General features: G+C 66.5%; 13 protein-coding genes and 1 pseudogene. 5 read left to right on the forward strand and 9 right to left on the reverse strand.

Annotation, left to right across the window (positions count from 1 at the left end; all coding sequences use genetic code 11):
* Positions 1 to 49: 49 nt before the first annotated feature.
* The 6 genes and pseudogenes from FMQ63_RS15800 to FMQ63_RS38735 form a co-directional block, all read right to left on the reverse strand.
* Positions 50 to 2,395: a hypothetical protein gene (locus tag FMQ63_RS15800; RefSeq protein ID WP_011551841.1), complete on the reverse strand. Its 2,346-nt coding sequence runs from the start codon at positions 2,393 to 2,395 to the stop codon at positions 50 to 52.
* 208 nt (positions 2,396 to 2,603) lie between these two features.
* Positions 2,604 to 3,107: a TlpA disulfide reductase family protein gene (locus tag FMQ63_RS15810; protein ID WP_100248062.1), complete on the reverse strand. Its 504-nt coding sequence runs from the start codon at positions 3,105 to 3,107 to the stop codon at positions 2,604 to 2,606.
* Positions 3,108 to 3,760: 653 nt separating this feature from the next.
* Positions 3,761 to 4,018, reverse strand: coding sequence for a YjhX family toxin (locus FMQ63_RS15815; RefSeq protein ID WP_020477688.1), 258 nt, complete (start codon positions 4,016 to 4,018; stop codon positions 3,761 to 3,763).
* A 514-nt stretch (positions 4,019 to 4,532) separates the two neighbouring features.
* Complete coding sequence (locus FMQ63_RS15820; protein WP_011551838.1) at positions 4,533 to 5,699, reverse strand: DUF418 domain-containing protein; 1,167 nt, start codon at positions 5,697 to 5,699, stop codon at positions 4,533 to 4,535.
* Positions 5,696 to 6,112, reverse strand: coding sequence for a hypothetical protein (locus FMQ63_RS15825; protein ID WP_020477689.1), 417 nt, complete (start codon positions 6,110 to 6,112; stop codon positions 5,696 to 5,698). The genes FMQ63_RS15820 and FMQ63_RS15825 overlap by 4 nt, the downstream gene beginning before the upstream one ends.
* A 15-nt stretch (positions 6,113 to 6,127) precedes the next feature.
* Positions 6,128 to 6,313, reverse strand: a pseudogene (locus tag FMQ63_RS38735) (helix-turn-helix domain-containing protein); the annotation flags it as partial.
* Positions 6,314 to 6,991: 678 nt separating this feature from the next.
* Between FMQ63_RS38735 and FMQ63_RS15830 the strand changes: the two are divergent.
* Entirely contained in the window at positions 6,992 to 7,873 is an 882-nt protein-coding gene (locus FMQ63_RS15830; RefSeq protein ID WP_011551836.1) for a LysR family transcriptional regulator, read from the forward strand.
* A gap of 417 nt (positions 7,874 to 8,290) precedes the next feature.
* On the opposite strand, the gene FMQ63_RS37970 is transcribed toward FMQ63_RS15830, so the two are convergent.
* Together FMQ63_RS37970 and FMQ63_RS15840 are read right to left on the reverse strand one after the other, a co-directional pair.
* Positions 8,291 to 8,473 carry a hypothetical protein gene (locus FMQ63_RS37970; RefSeq protein ID WP_020477690.1) on the reverse strand — a complete coding sequence of 61 codons (183 nt, stop codon included), beginning with the start codon at positions 8,471 to 8,473 and terminating at the stop codon, positions 8,291 to 8,293.
* 93 nt (positions 8,474 to 8,566) lie between these two features.
* Entirely contained in the window at positions 8,567 to 8,905 is a 339-nt protein-coding gene (locus tag FMQ63_RS15840; protein WP_228556431.1) for a hypothetical protein, read from the reverse strand.
* Between the two features lie 557 nt (positions 8,906 to 9,462).
* Here FMQ63_RS15840 and FMQ63_RS15845 point away from each other — a divergent pair.
* Positions 9,463 to 11,031: a S28 family serine protease gene (locus tag FMQ63_RS15845; protein WP_020477692.1), complete on the forward strand. Its 1,569-nt coding sequence runs from the start codon at positions 9,463 to 9,465 to the stop codon at positions 11,029 to 11,031.
* A 133-nt stretch (positions 11,032 to 11,164) separates the two neighbouring features.
* On the opposite strand, the gene FMQ63_RS15850 is transcribed toward FMQ63_RS15845, so the two are convergent.
* Positions 11,165 to 11,758 carry a hypothetical protein gene (locus tag FMQ63_RS15850; protein ID WP_011551830.1) on the reverse strand — a complete coding sequence of 198 codons (594 nt, stop codon included), beginning with the start codon at positions 11,756 to 11,758 and terminating at the stop codon, positions 11,165 to 11,167.
* 393 nt (positions 11,759 to 12,151) lie between these two features.
* On the opposite strand from FMQ63_RS15850, the gene FMQ63_RS15855 reads away from it, so the two are divergent.
* From FMQ63_RS15855 to FMQ63_RS15865, 3 genes are all read left to right on the forward strand, one after another.
* Positions 12,152 to 12,976, forward strand: a complete 825-nt coding sequence (locus FMQ63_RS15855; RefSeq protein ID WP_225909819.1) for an AraC family transcriptional regulator — start codon at positions 12,152 to 12,154, stop codon at positions 12,974 to 12,976.
* A gap of 169 nt (positions 12,977 to 13,145) precedes the next feature.
* Positions 13,146 to 13,499 (forward strand): VOC family protein, encoded by a 354-nt coding sequence (locus FMQ63_RS15860; protein WP_011551828.1) that lies wholly within the window; start codon positions 13,146 to 13,148, stop codon positions 13,497 to 13,499.
* 230 nt (positions 13,500 to 13,729) lie between these two features.
* A complete protein-coding gene (locus FMQ63_RS15865; protein WP_020477694.1) occupies positions 13,730 to 14,212 on the forward strand; it encodes a hypothetical protein in 483 nt (160 codons plus the stop codon).
* Positions 14,213 to 14,336 lie beyond the last annotated feature (124 nt).

A 14,336-nucleotide genomic window follows, 5' to 3' on the forward strand; every position in this document is an offset into this window, starting at 1 on the left:
GCGCGGGGCTTCATTCGGGGAGCTGAACGAAGGGCCCTGGAGCGGTGGCTCAAGGGGAAGGCTGCAGCGCCTTGCGCTCCTTCGCGCAGACCTGGACCAGCTCCAACATGCTCATGCTGGCGCCGCCGATGTCGAACTTCTGCTCCTTGAAGTCGGGGTATCGGTTCTCGAGGATGCGCCCCTCCGCGATGCAATCGTTGAGCTGCGCGAGCGCCTCGTTCTTGCGTCCCTTGGAGAGGTGGGCCTTCGCCGCGTCGTAGGCCTTCCGCTGGCCCTCTTGGAACCGGAGCTCCACGTCGACGCGCTTCAGGGGCGCCTGCAGGGTCTCTGCCTTCTGGGCACACTGGGCCATCACGTCCTGGGGCTGGGTGCGGACCCCGTCCACGAGCACGTCAACCGCCGCGAGGCCGGCGTTCTCCTTCACCATCCGGGCGCCCTCATCCTGGCAAGCCTTGAGCTTCTCCGCAGCGCTCGTGTACAGGGCCCTGCGCTTGCGCAGGTCCGTGGAGGACGCGGCGGATGCCGCCGCCTTGCCGGCGACGTCCAGCGCCTCACCGGTCAGCCGGCGCAGCGCCCTCACCTGCTTCGCGAACTCGAGCGCCTCGACCATCTTCAGCCAGTCGGCGCGCGACCGCTCGGCGGACGCAGCGTAGCCCGCGTCCTGCCGCTCCAGCGCCGCGTGCGTCTCGAACATCTGCATGATCTCGTCCACGCTCTTCGAGGCGGTCTCAACCTCGGCGTCGGTCGCCGAGATCGCCTTGGCGACCTCGAGCTGCTCCTTCGTGGCGGCCAGCCGGGACGCGAGCTGGACCCGGGCATCCGCCGCGGCCAGGACAATCTTCCGCCGGGTGATGCGGTCGTTCAGCTCCGCCATCCGCTCCTTCGACTCCTTGGCGTACAGGGCGTAATCACGGTCCTTCTTGACGAGGGCGGCACCCGCCTCCAGCACCACGCCAATCTGCTTGACCGCGTTCTCCGCCGCCTGGAGCTGCGCCTCCGAGGGCGTCTCCTTCTGGACCTGGGAGACCAGCGCCACCGCGTTCTTCCGGGCCTCGTCCACCTTCGCGCGCTGCTGCTGCAGGTCGACCTCGTACCGGCGCCGCTCCATCGTCGCCCGCCCGTCCTTGAGGAGCTGACGCGCGTCAGCGGCGACCGGGCTGATGGCGGGGTTCTTCACGTGGACCGTCTCGAGCGTCTTCTCCAGGATGACCATCGCTGTCTTCGCCTCCTCGAACTGCTCGGCGGTCACGGACCGCTTCTCGACGTTCCGCAGCGCCTGGACGACCTCGGCGCGCGCCGCGTCGAGGGTGCGGACCTGGAGCGCCACCTCCACTTCGACGAGCGTGTTCTTCACCTCGGCGAGATACTGGCCAATGGCCTGGCTCCTCGCCGCCTGCGGCTCGTACTTGTCCACCAGCTTCCGGACGACGAACGCCGCGGTCTTGGCCTCGGAGAGCTGCTCGGGCGCGGGCCGCTTCACCCGAAGCGCCTTGGCGGACGCACGGAGCTCTTCATGGGCAGGCTCCAGCTCCACCTTGACCCGCGAGACACCCGCCTGCGCCACGAGCTCATCCATCCGACGCCTGGCCTGGGTGACCTCGGCGCGGGCCTTCTCCGCCTCCGCGCGATAGGCCTTGTCCTGCGCCTCGAGCGGCCTGCCCTCCTCAAGCTGCTTCTGCAGCGCGGCCACCGCCTTGTCGGTGGCGGCGAACTTCTCGTCCGACCAGGCCTTGCCCACCTCGTTGAGCGAGCTCGCCAGGGTCTTGCGGCTCTCATCCAGAAGGCCCCGCTGCTTCTGCGCCGACAGCTGCAGCCACCGCTCGTCGAGCGTCTTCTGGTGACGGGCGAGGGTCGCCTCGACCTCGGTGAGGTACGTGGAGAACTTCGGGTCCTGGCTCTTGAGAGGCCGGCCCTCCTCCGCCAACTTCACGAGCGCGTCCACCGCGGCGCGGGCATCGTCCATCGCCTTGGAGCCCGGGTCACCCTGGCCGAGCTTCGCCATGCGCTCGTTCAGGGGCGCGAGCGCGCCGTCGATGCGTCGGCGGTACTCGTGGATGTGGACCTTGGCCCGGCGCTCGTCGACGTACTCCCGCTGCGTCCGGAGCTGCTTGCGCGCTGCCAGGACCAGCTTCGCGTACTCGAGGTCCTCCGTCTCGAAGCTCGCTCCGGCGTCGAGCGCGACCTTCAGCGCCTCCACCGCCGCGAGGGCGGCGTCGAGGTCGGCGTTGCGCGGCGGCTCCACTTCGATCCGCTGCACTGCCGTCGCGAGGTCGGCGCGCGCACGCTCCACTCGCTTCGATGCCTCCCCGATGGACCTCGCGGCGCCAGCCTGGGCGGACGCGGCGGAGGCGAGGATGAAGAACCCGAGCAACACCAGCCTTGAAGTGCGTACCATTCACGTCAACCTACTACAGCGAGGCGGAAGAACCCGGCATAGAGTCGGCCCCGCGCCACGCATCGGACAAGATGGAGCCCGAGGTGGGAGCGCCGAGGGGGGCCTGGCTCCCGGTGTGCCTAGCCAGAATTCGGTCGCTGCGGGGTGCCTGCGCCAAGACGCGCATCATGACGGCCCAGGTAAGACGGTTGCGGGCCCGATCCAGCAACTACGGCGCAGCGAGCAGCGCCTCCAGGCGCCGCGCGTAGAACCCGCGTGAGCGCTCGCCGTTGACGGCCGCCACCACCACGCCCTCGCGGTTGATGAAGACGGTGGCGGGCACGGTGGAGATGCGCAGCGGGCCCAGCACCTCGCCCTTCGCCGTGGCCACGGTCATGTGCACCCCCAGCGCAGCCGCAGTCTCGCGGTTGCGCGCCTCGCTGGGGTTGAGCGAAAGCGCGAGGAAACCGACGCCGCGCGCCTCGTACTCACTCCTCAGGGCTTCGAGCTCGGGCAACTCCCGAGCGCAGGCGTGTCAGCCTGGGGCCCACACGTTGATGACCCAGGGGCGGCCCAGCAGCGCCGCCCGGTCGATGCGCTCGCCCTCCAGCGTCTCCGCCCACAGGCTCTCCGGCACCGGCGTGCCGGGGCGGTCATAGCGGTCCTGGCGGTCACATGCCCCCAGCAGCAGGGCGAGCGCGAGCAGGAGCGGGGCGCAGAGGGGACGGCGCATGGGCTCTTTATGCACACGGAAGCACGCCCGCGCATCTACTTTCCGCGCGGGAACTCCGGCGGCGCTCCGGTGGAACATTCGATGGTGGCGGTGCGACAAGGGGTCGAAGAGACGCACGCCTCACCAGCGGTACAGGCAACGCAGGCTCCGTCCGAGCACACCGCGTTCGCGCCACAGGGAGCTCCGTCTGGCGAATTGCCGGGTGGTACGCATGCGGTGACCTGCCCCTCGCAAGCAATCGTTCCCATTCGACAAGCGATGCTCGGCTGACACGATGCGCCTTCCTCGGAACACAGCGCTCCGGTGCCACCATCGCTAGCGCACTGTGCGACCAGTGCACTGGATGTGCCGGGGCTGCCATTTCAGTGGCCCAAAGGGAGTCCCAGCCGCTGCTCTGATCGCCCGACGTCGGGGCGCAAGAAGGTGCGCAGGTTGCTGCACGGGACTGCACACATCCTCAAGCTGATAACTCCCCTGCATCGCGCTGGAACCGCCACGCACTCACCAACGAGGAGTACAGCCCTTCCCGGCGCAGGAGCGCCACGACTTCACCGGGCGTCGTGCTGCGCTCTGCCTCCGCCAGCACTCCGCACCACCCCTGAACGGCTACTCGGGTGCATCCGAGACCTCTTGAGGCAATTCTGAGTTCATCACTAGCGTGTCTTTGAACTTCCGCAGAGCGCTTGAAGCCCCAGCCTGGTGATGAGGTACGGGCCGCCCTTCACCGAGGAGATGAGCTTTCGCCGCTTCAACTGCTGGAAGACCTCCAGCGTGCAGAGCGACAACTGCCAGCCCTCTGGCGTGACACACGCCACATGGGTCAAACGCCCGTTCTCATCCTTGTGCTTCAGAATACGCCCGCCTTGAGCCAGCACGTTCAGGACGCGCAGCTCCTTGCGTGAGACGTTCACGGAGGAATCCTGCCAATTTGATGCGGGAGAGGGGCACACGACGCCCCCTTCGGCTGTCTCAACAGCCGATTTCCGCCCAGTGTGTGGGCGGGGCCTCAGGGTGATCTAGGCCTCCTGCGCATCAACCTCGAACGTCAGCGGTTTGCCTTCTGGTAACGGGGGCACCCAGGGTTGTCAAGTGACGGGGCCCGCGTCCCTGGCGAATACTTCGGAGATAAGCGTTCAGGGGAGGCCGGGCGGTTGAAGATGAAACAGGCCAGCAGCCGGCGGGAGGCTCGTCGCTGGCTGACGCGGCGTGGTGCCCCCGTCCTGCGTATGCGTTGCAGGCGATGTGGGCCCACCCACCGCAACAACACCAGCAGGCAGGGATAGTAGCCGGGACGATAACTGGCCAATTCTGTGGCTGGGCCCGCTCCCCAGCCCATTGGCCGCGCCACGAACAGCGCGTCAGCCAATGAGGTTCAGGGAGTGAGGCCAAGAGCGAGGCTGTTGAGTTCGTGAGGAGATGCACTTCTCATGGATTGGCAGCCTCGCCGTCTCTCCGCCGAGCAGCAGCAGGAGCGACGTCTTGGGGCAGCACGACTGCCGCCTTGTCAGGACCGGGGCCTGGGCTCGATGTGGAGAAGCGCCGGAGCATTCGCTCCAGCAGCATGGGTGCTCCGCCTCGCAAGTACGACACGGCGATGACACCCGCGAATCCAGCGAACGCCACCCCCATGGCGGCTAGCGCGGAGAGGCGGTTGCCGTAGCCCGCGACGGAGAGCCCCACCAACAACAGCACATGGCCCAGATACCAGGTCAACGCCAGACGCCCCGTGGACACCAGCGCCTCCCGAATGCGTCGCGGGAGGTGGTTCCCCAGGACAAAGCTGCCCCCCAGGACCAAGCAGGCGATACCCAGCGCGGAGAGCATGAACAGCGGCATGGAAGGAAGGGAGTGCGTGCCGAGGAGCGCCATCACGACGTTTGCTCCCAGGTGCTCGCCCATCGCGCTTTGAATCGCGAGCTTCACCAGCCCCGCTGAGACGAACTCCGACAGGACGAACAGACAGATGCCCGCCCACAGCATTCGCCGCGGCGTGGCACTGTCGCGCCAGTCGAGACGGGCCAGCCGCAGGCCCAGCACGAAGAACGCCAACCAGGGGAGCAAGGGACGAAAGCCATCAACCACCAAGTTGAGGGTAAAGCCGGATGGAGTCCAAAGGCCCCGGTACGTGAGCGTTGCCCAGTCCCAACGGGCATCCCAGTCCACGAAGACGGCCGCGAGCGGAAAGATGAGAATGAGAGCGGCCACAAGCCCCGAGAGCGCCTTGGATGACCAGCGGTGCAACCACGGCGCGGCCAAGAGCGCGACGCCGTAGAGCCGCAAGATGTCGCCGGGCCACACGATGAGGTTGAGAACTCCCAGCCCCCCCAGGAAGAGGGCTCGACGCCACAGCACGCGACGTGAGTCGGTGGTTTCCCTCCGCGAGAGAAGCTGCCCCACTCCCAGGCCCGCCAAGAGGACGAAGGTGGCGGCAGCGCGCCCTTCGGTCAGGTTGAACACGATGCGCTCCCAGCCCGAAAGACCCGAACTGGGAGGCCCCAGGACGAGGAACGCGTGCACCACGAACATCCCGCAGGTGGCACAGGTTCGAGCGATATCGATGCCATGAAGCCGCTCCGAGGGATTCGGGGTCATCGTGGGCGCGCCTTCCTGGCGCCAGTGAGGTGCCCCGTGCCATGGCCGTGAAGCAGCGTCTCGTGAATCGTTCGAGCGGCATCGTTCGCGGCGAGGTCACCTTGGGCGACCGCCGTCCAGGCCGCGTACAGAAGCGCCTCGAAGGTGGCGAACAGCCACGCGCTCGGGAGGTCCTGGCGCAGCACGCCTGCGTCCCTGGCGCGCAACAAGATGCGCATGATTTGTTCGTCCACCCGGGCTTCGATGGCCTTGAGCGAGGGCTCCTGACTCAGCTCGGAGACGACCAGGAGAAACCGGAGCCTGTCACCCCATGGGGCCAGTGCGCCCACCAAGGACTCCAGAGCCACATCGGGCGCCAGCCGCTCGAAGCGGTGCGCCTTCAACGCCTGTTCGAGCTGCACCAGGGAGTCCAACCCTGCCTCGCGGAGGAGTTCCTCTCGGGAGCCGAAGTACCGGTGAAGTGTCGCCCGTCCGACCCCCGCGGACCGGGCCACATCGACCAGTGGCGCGGAGGGGTCCACCGCAAACGCACGAGCCGCAGCGCTCAAGATGCTCGCTCGAGTATCCGAGCCAGACGCGACAGGCGGAGCCGCACTGATTCGCTTTCGTCCCATGTGAGACACTTTAGTCTCACTCAAGGCGCAAGGCAAACCTCGGGCCCGCGCACGCTCCTGTGCCTACCCAAAATTCGGTCGCTGCGTCCTGGGTGCGTCACGAACGCATCAAGTCGTGCGTCAATGCGAGTGAGCGACATCCCGACGCGACCGGCACCTCCCCACGTGGCGTCGAGGAAGTTCTTCGAGGAGGCGCGGCGAGCCTGCTCGTCCCCATGGCGCGGGAGACACTCACTTCCGTCGCTCGCGCACGATCCCTGACGAACTCCTCACCTCAGCGCGCAAGTCCCAGCACGAACCCGGTCGATGGGGGCACGGGAGTCACCGGCCCATCGCCAAAGTCCGTGGCTCCCGAGAAGTACCCCACGACCCGGCTCAAGCCCTGCTTGTCGATGTCGACATCGGCCACCCGGCTGCCGGTGGAGGGAAACCCTCGCGGCCTGCAAGTGCGCCTCGGGCGGCGATGGAAAGCCGCCATTCCCCGCTCCCGCAGAAGCTGCGCAGGCCATCGTGAACAGCGTCGTGAGCATCACCCTCCAGATGTTCGCCAGGGACACGACTTCACCTCCTGACGACGTGCACTAATCCCCTGCCATTTCATACGAGAACGAAATACTAGAGTGACTCATAGTGGAGTTCTGAATAGTTTGACCGAGAGCCCATCGTGGAGACACCCGCATGCTCGATCTCTTCTTGCTGCGAAGCTTCGTCGCGGTCGTCGAAACGGGAAATTTCACCCGGGCCGGCGAGCGCCTGCACCTGACCCAATCGACCGTCAGCCAGCAGCTCATTCGCCTTGAGCAGAGCCTGGGTTGCCGACTGCTGAACCGCAGCCAGCGTCATGTAGTGCCCACAGAAGAGGGGGAGCGCCTGCTTGGCTATGCGCAGCGGATCCTTCGCCTAGCCGAGGAGGCGACCGTTGAGTTGAACCCCGGCGGCAGCGGCGGTGTGTTGCGATTAGGTGTGCCCGAGGATCTCGGGGGCGAAGCGCTGATGCCGCTGCTTACGCGCTTCGCAGCCGAGCGACCGCGCCTGCGTCTGGAGGTCGAGTGTGGGTTGAGCCACCACCTCTTGCGCCTCTACCGCAACGGCGAGCTCGATCTGTTGCTGGTCAAGCAGTGGGGCGCCGACAGCGATTCCCATGCGCGCTGGGCGGAATCCCTGTGCTGGATCGACAGCGCGACGCAGCCGGTGACGGCGAGGTACGAGGGTGGCACGGATGCTCTGCCGCTCGTGGCGTTCCCCGTGGGGGCGCTCTATCGGCAGGACATGATCCACGCGTTGGAGAGCCGCGGGCGTGCGTGGCGGATTGGCTACTCGAGTGCCAGCCTCGCAAGCCTCTGTGCAGCGGTGAGCGCTGGGCTCGGCGTCAGTCTGTTGCCTGCGAGTAGCGTGCAGGCCGGCCATCGCGTGCTGGGCGAAAAGGATGGATTTCCTGTCGTAGACGGGCTCGAGCTTGCCCTCTACGCCCGTTCGAATCTCGGCGCCGTCGGCCGTACCCTGCGCGACGAGCTGTCCGACCTTTGCACCCAGCGTGCAGAAGCTGCGGTTCGTGCTTGAAGACGTGGTGAACGGGAACCACGCTGCTGGGCGTGGCTGGCGACATTGACCGAGCGCGCCGCAGATATCGCCAGCCGCGCAGAGGCTCACGACGCCTTCCGTGCCGGCGCACTCCCGAGTGTCATGGGCCGCCCTGTCGGTCAACCAGGCCAAGGAACCTGCGTGCTCGGGAGGGGCAAGGGTCGGCTTCATCGAAACCTGAACGGCTCCGCGGCGCAGCCGCGCGCCCAGGCCCAGCTGCACACCGCCCGGAGCCCACCACGGCTTGCGATTCGTCAGCGTGACGTTGAGGCATTCGGGCGCGGTCGCCGCCGTGAGACGCCGCTCCGCCACCGCATGCGAGCCCTCGTGCCGAAGCCGCCTGTCCGCGGCCACCGGCAGTGTGCGCGCGGATGCGTCCGGGCTGCTGCCCACCTCTCATACGCACACCTCGCGCCTACGGAGCCCCAGGAAGGCGGCATCGATGACCTCCGCCTCGGATGTTCCGTTGCGCAGCCGGTAGCGCGCCTTGAAGCGACAGGCCGCTTCGCGCTCCGCGCAATCGAAATCCAGCTCCTCGCTGAGCACCTCCGAGCGCGTGCGCGCGACTCCTCGGGACACAGGGTGAAGGCCGCCGTCGTGCGCGTGGATCCTGATAAGGACCGAGGCCCGCGCAAGGCGAAGCGCCACACGCGGGCCCCGGGACGACCGGTCTCAGCAGAACCAGCCGTTCTGCACCTGGCCGTCCAGGTTGCAGTTGCCCCAGGCGTGGCCGGAAACCCACTCGCTGCCACCGCTATACACGGTGAAGGTCTGCCCGCGAGTCAGCGTACAGGTCGAGCCGTTGGAGCGGTGCACCGTCAGGTCGTTGGCACAGATCTCGAGCCGCTTCCCGTTGTCCGACGACCACGCGTAGTAGTACGGGCCCGCCATCGCGGTCACCGAGCCCTCGCCATCCTTCTGCTGCGCGGGCGCCACTGGCACCTCCTGCAGGGTCTCCGGAGCTTGCTCCTCCCCTCCACAGCCAACGAGAAGGGCAGTCGCAGCGAGCATGGATGCAATCAAACGCATGGGTGTACTCCAATTAGGGGGCGCATTCATCGAGCCGGCTAATCCGGCTATACAAGTCTACGACAGGATTTGATTCTTGCCAATGCATCCGAAGTCTTGGTGGCTCCTGGAGCGACCTTTTTCTGACAATGCAATAGGTGCCCGTCCCTGACGCCTTGCGTTGGAGATTTTCGGACGCTGCGTCATATCCCAGCTTTCTCGGCGAAGGCGTCTCCACGCATGCGCTTCCACTGGGGCGTGGGCTCCCTCTCCAGTCGGGGGTGTTGCCAATAACGTGCTGTCTTCCGGCGAGGTTCACCGTTGAGGCATCTCGATACGAGCGCGTTCGTCAGGAACATGCGCGCGCTGGCCGAGTTCGTCACGCGCACGACGACCGACTGCACCGCGTGGAACTACTGATGCTTCGTTGACGCCACCTTCCCGGGCTGGAGGCGCGGAGGGATTCGTGCTCGGGACTCCGCCGCTGGTGTCCGGCATGCCCGATATGGCGGTGCACGGCATGCGTTTGAGCGGCACCTCGAAGGCCCCTGGTGTATCCCATGACGAAGACTCACAGGCCCGCCTTGCTGCTGGCCATGGTGCTGCTGGCGTGCGGGGACACATCCCTCGCGGAGCCAGCCTCATCGGAGCAGCCTGCGGCCGCGCTCGAGACCGCGGCGGAGCCAGAGGACATCCTCGCCCGGCTCCAATCCATTCCCGGGCTCAGCGTTGTCCTCGAGCAGCCCTCGCCCTTTCCGGGCACACGCTTCTTCTTGCTTCAGCTCGAACAGCCCGCAGACCACGAGCGTCCTCAAGGGGAGCGCTTCCAGCTCCGGATGACGCTCCTTCACCGCTCGGTGGACGCGCCCATGGTGCTCTCCACCGAGGGCTACATGCTGGCGCCCAGGCCCTGGCAGGCCGAGCCCACCGCCTTGCTCGGTGCCAACCAGCTCTCCGTGGAGCACCGCTTCATGGGGACATCCGTGCCGGCATCCCGGGATACGCGGCTGCTCACCATCTACCAGGCCGCGAGCGACAGCCACCGCGCCGTCCAGGCCTTCAAACCCCTGTACCCCGCGCGCTGGCTCTCCACCGGAGGCAGCAAGGGCGGCGTGACGGCCGTGTATCACCGCTATTTCTACCCGGATGACGTGGACGCCACCCTGCCGTATGTCGCGCCCAGCAACCATGGGCTGCGCGACGTGCGCTACGTCCACTTCCTCGCGGAGCTGGGGGATGCGGACTGCCGCACGAAGCTGGAGGCCTTCCAGCAGGACGTGCTGCTACGCCGCGGGGAGCTGCTGCCCTTCGTGGATGCGCTAGGTACGAAGTGGAACACCGGCTTCACCGTCGTGGGCGGTCCGGACCGCGCGCTGGAGTTCTCCGCCGTCGAGGCATCCTTCTACTTCTGGCAGTACGGCACCGCGTCCGCTTGCGCGAGCATTCCCGCCGCCGGCGCGCCGGCGGCGGAGACATTCGCCTTCCTGGACGATGTCGTCGGCGTTGCCTTCACCTACTCGGACCGCTTCATCGCCCCCTTCGAGTACGCCTACTACCAAGCCGCGACGCAGTTGGGCTGGTCGCGCTACCCCGCGAATCACCTGCGAGGGCTTCTGCGCTACCCAGGGGAGAACACGCCCGACGTGTACGTGAGCTTCCCTGTGACGGAGCCGTTCGACATGAGGGCCATGCTTCGGGTGGAGCACTGGGTCCGCAACCACGGCAAGCGGATGCTCTTCATCTACGGGGAGAACGACCCGTATTCCGCCACGGCATTTTCCGTGCGCGAGGACAACGACGCGTTCCGCTACTTCGCTCCGGAGGGCAACCACGGTGCGAGCATCGGCGGCCTTGCCGAGCCCGAGCGGGCCCTCGTCATGGAGCGCCTCTTCACGTGGATGGGGATGAGCGTTCCCTCCGCGGCGGTTCGCGCGCAGGCACTCGAGCATGCGACCGAGGCGGCGACTTCGAAGCCCGCTGCGTCATGGGTGCCACGAGGCCACCTTCAGCAGCGCGTCCATGCGAGTGAGTGGGACGCGCGGTCATCGGGCTTCATCCGCCTGGACAGCGACGCGCCCAACCGCAAGACGATGGCGGAGTCGCTCCAAGCCCCAAGGGCCCGCCGGTGATACCCACCCCCTCACGGCGGGCGCCAGGGAACTGAACCTCACGACAGCGGACCACGTGCTTCAGGAGGCCCCATGGCGGAGCCCCTCCGTGATGGGGGGCTCTACCCTCACTCCAGGCCCGTGATGTCCGCGCTCAGAAGCAACTCGTCTGCCCCAGGAGGGACGTGTTCGTCTTGAACTCACAGGCGCAGTTGCTCACCATGCACTTGAACGAGGCGGACTCCTCACACAGCGACTCTACCTTGCGCCAAGCGACGACGGGCCTCTCCCAGGTCAAATCCTTCGTATAGAGAACGCCGTTCTTGACCGCGAAGGCGTGCTCCCAGGTCCAGGATTCGTTCGAGGTTTCCTTCTCAGTGTTTGAGCAGCGGCTCGTGATGGTCATGACCAGACGGTTGTTCTCCACCTTCCAAGTCCCCAAATCGTTCCTCAAGTCCGCCTCAATCAGGAGGACGGACTTCCCCTTGATGAGCATGGCAAACGGATAGCTGGAACCGCTCTCCCTGCGATAGAGGCCGTCGCTCAGCTTCCCCCCGTTCAGCGGGGGAGCATCCGTCACCTCCGCGCCGTCCGCATCCCACGTGCTGCACCAACTCACGGTGTCACACTTGAGCGCGGAGTCCGAGCCGCCTCCGCTTCCGTCTTCGTCCCCCTCCCCTTCGCTTGAGTCGCCGCAACCCACCACCAGCATGGACAGAAGCACCAGGTACCGTGTCGCCGCCTTCATGTCGTCCTCCCAGGAGTCCTCAGGGAGCCCCCATGCCCCCCCCTGCTGACTGGAAGAGACAGGCCGTGCGACACCGTTGCGTGAAATCGACCAACATTGTTTCAGCCCCCCGGGACGGCGGCGCCGTTGATGGGCCGAGGAGAAGCTGCGGAAGCTCTCCGACGCAGAGGTGCCCCGCAGCAGCGTGTCGGGGCTGAAACTTGCTGCGTCGCCGCGTGCTGCTGGCCGCCTGAACCTCCCCCTTCACATAAAGAGCGGGAGCGCCACGAAATCGGGGCTGGCTCAGCAGCAGGAGGACTCCGTATCCGTCGCAGTGGTGCATCCCGGCTCTGTTACCGTCGCGCTGCCATGATTCTCGCGCGCCAGCCTCGGAGCCCCACTCTGGCTCCTCTCGTGGAATCCCTCTGGACATACGACGGGCAGCTCGCCCACGGCTTCGAGCGCATGCTGCCGTCTGGCCGTATGCAGCTCCTGGTCAATCTGCATGAGGACACGTTCCGGGACTACAGGCTCGACGGCCGCCTTGCACACAAGACTCGTGGTGTAGCGATTCAGGGCGCCTACACCGCACCGAGAGTCGTCGACACTGCCTGCCAGCGCTCCATCTGCGGGGTGAGCTTCGCCCCCGCGAGTGCGTCGCCGTTTCTGGGCATGCCGGCCTCGGAACTTACCGGGAAGGTCGTCGACCTCTACGAAATCTGGGGGCGTGACGGCACCATCCTTCGTGAGCGCCTGCTGCAAGCCTCCACTCCCGCGGCCCGGCTCGACGTGCTCGAGGCGGCGCTGCTCGCACGGGCACGCTCGTCCAAGCCTCGCGACGAAGCAGTGGCGGTCGCGTGCTCGCTGTTGATGGGCGGCGCGAGCGTCCGTGCCGTAGGAGTTCGACTCGGCCTTTCGCCGCGCCGGCTCATTGAGCGGTTTCAAGTACATGTCGGCATCAAGCCCAAGCTCTTCGCGCGCATCGCCAGGTTCCAGCGCGTGCTCGAATCGGCCGGGGGGGAGATGACCTGGACCACCTTGGCCGGTGAGCACGGGTTTTCGGACCAGGCACATCTGGTCCGCGAGTTCAGGGCATTCTCGGGAGCCACTCCCGCCGCGTATCGCCCTCGGTCGGAGGAGGCTCGCAACCACGTACCTCTCGACGAGCGGCAATTTCCTTCAATACGAGGCGGGCCGCCCCGGGGCACATTGCGCCAATGTCCCCAAACGAAACCCTGACCGAAGTCCAACCGCTTCCCCTTGAGGACCGACCGTACGGCAAGCTCGAGGGTCGCGTGCGCGACCTGTTCAGTCACATGTGGCTTCTCGGCGGGCAGACGGAAGCGCTCACGGAAGAAGCGCTTCGCAAGCAGATGGCCCCATCGAAGCACGACAAGGAGAGGCAGTCGTGAAGGTCCTACGTATCGTCACCAATGTGGGCGCGACGACGCCAGCCGCCGCCAAGCGATTCTACCGGGACGTCCTCGGGCTCGACGTCCTGATGGATATGGGGTGGATTGAAACCTACGGCTCAAGCGAAACGATGACTGTGCAGATCAGCTTCATGTCGCAAGGGGGCTCAGGCGCACCAGTGCCAGACATGTCCATCGAGGTCGACGACCTCGATGCGGCCCTCACTCGGGTGAAGAAGGCGGGAATCCCGATAGAGTATGGACCGGCTGACGAGCCTTGGGGCGTGCGCAGATTCTTCGTGCGCGACCCCTTCGGAAGGCTGGTGAACCTGCTCACCCATCACCGTTGAGCCATGCGGGGCTTCGAGCCGCACGCGGTGCTGGCTACGAGCACGGCGGAACCTGCCGCCACTGCTCACGCACAACCGACTCGTGCTGGAGGGCCTCCTGAGGCGAGATTTTTGGGACGCCGGTAGGCGCCTCCCCTCTTTCTCCTCGAGTACATGGGCAGCCATTCGCCGGCTGGCGGATGGCGCGACGCCTTCCACGCCCATCTCGAAGCGAAGAGAGGAACCTCCACATGCCGCCGCCCCCTATCCGCCGCGACCCGCCGAAGCCGCCTCCCGTCAAGCCTTCGCCCGCGACCCTACAGCCGCCCAAGTCGAAGCGCGCGCCGGCCACACAGAAGCCCGTCCCGGCGGCGACACAGCCGCCCCAGGACTCCTTCAAGCCCACGAGCCCCGGGACGACGCCCCCGCGGTTGCAGATGGGGCCCTACGTCCCCGGACATGAGCCCAAGAACGACAAGCCCCAGACACAGCCAGCTCCCGCGGCCCCAAAGAAAGAGGAGCAGGATTCGAAGGGTCTCGAGAACTGGGAGACGTATCCCAAACCGCTGGACACGACGGTAACAGCCCGCCAGCAGCTCCAGGATGGCAAGGACCGAGTCCAGACCTGGAAGGACAACCGAAGCGCGGGGCACGGTCTCGCGAAGACAATGAAGGAGGGCGTGAAGGACAACTTCGCCAAGTCCATCGAGGGCGGCAAGAACCCAAAGGACTGAAGTTGCCCCGGTTTCGTGGAGTTCCACCCGCTGTGCGAAAAGGGTCCCACGATGCCGAAGTCACGTCCCCCATACCCGCCGGAGTTCCGTGAGCGGGTCGTCGAGCTGTTGAAAGCCGGCCGCT

It is taken from the genome of Myxococcus sp. CA005, from assembly GCF_006518205.1.
GTDB lineage: Bacteria > Myxococcota > Myxococcia > Myxococcales > Myxococcaceae > Myxococcus > Myxococcus xanthus.

What these genes read in the sequence shown, in the direction of transcription:
- FMQ63_RS15800 (WP_011551841.1), bottom strand. Translation starts at nt 2,395, where the DNA reads ATGGTACGCACTTCAAGGCTGGTGTTGCTCGGGTTCTTCATCCTCGCC.
- FMQ63_RS15820 (WP_011551838.1), bottom strand. Translation starts at nt 5,699, where the DNA reads ATGACCCCGAATCCCTCGGAGCGGCTTCATGGCATCGATATCGCTCGA.
- FMQ63_RS15830 (WP_011551836.1), top strand. Translation starts at nt 6,992, where the DNA reads ATGCTCGATCTCTTCTTGCTGCGAAGCTTCGTCGCGGTCGTCGAAACG.
- FMQ63_RS15840 (WP_228556431.1), bottom strand. Translation starts at nt 8,905, where the DNA reads ATGCTCGCTGCGACTGCCCTTCTCGTTGGCTGTGGAGGGGAGGAGCAA.
- FMQ63_RS15845 (WP_020477692.1), top strand. Translation starts at nt 9,463, where the DNA reads ATGACGAAGACTCACAGGCCCGCCTTGCTGCTGGCCATGGTGCTGCTG.
- FMQ63_RS15850 (WP_011551830.1), bottom strand. Translation starts at nt 11,758, where the DNA reads ATGAAGGCGGCGACACGGTACCTGGTGCTTCTGTCCATGCTGGTGGTG.
- FMQ63_RS15865 (WP_020477694.1), top strand. Translation starts at nt 13,730, where the DNA reads ATGCCGCCGCCCCCTATCCGCCGCGACCCGCCGAAGCCGCCTCCCGTC.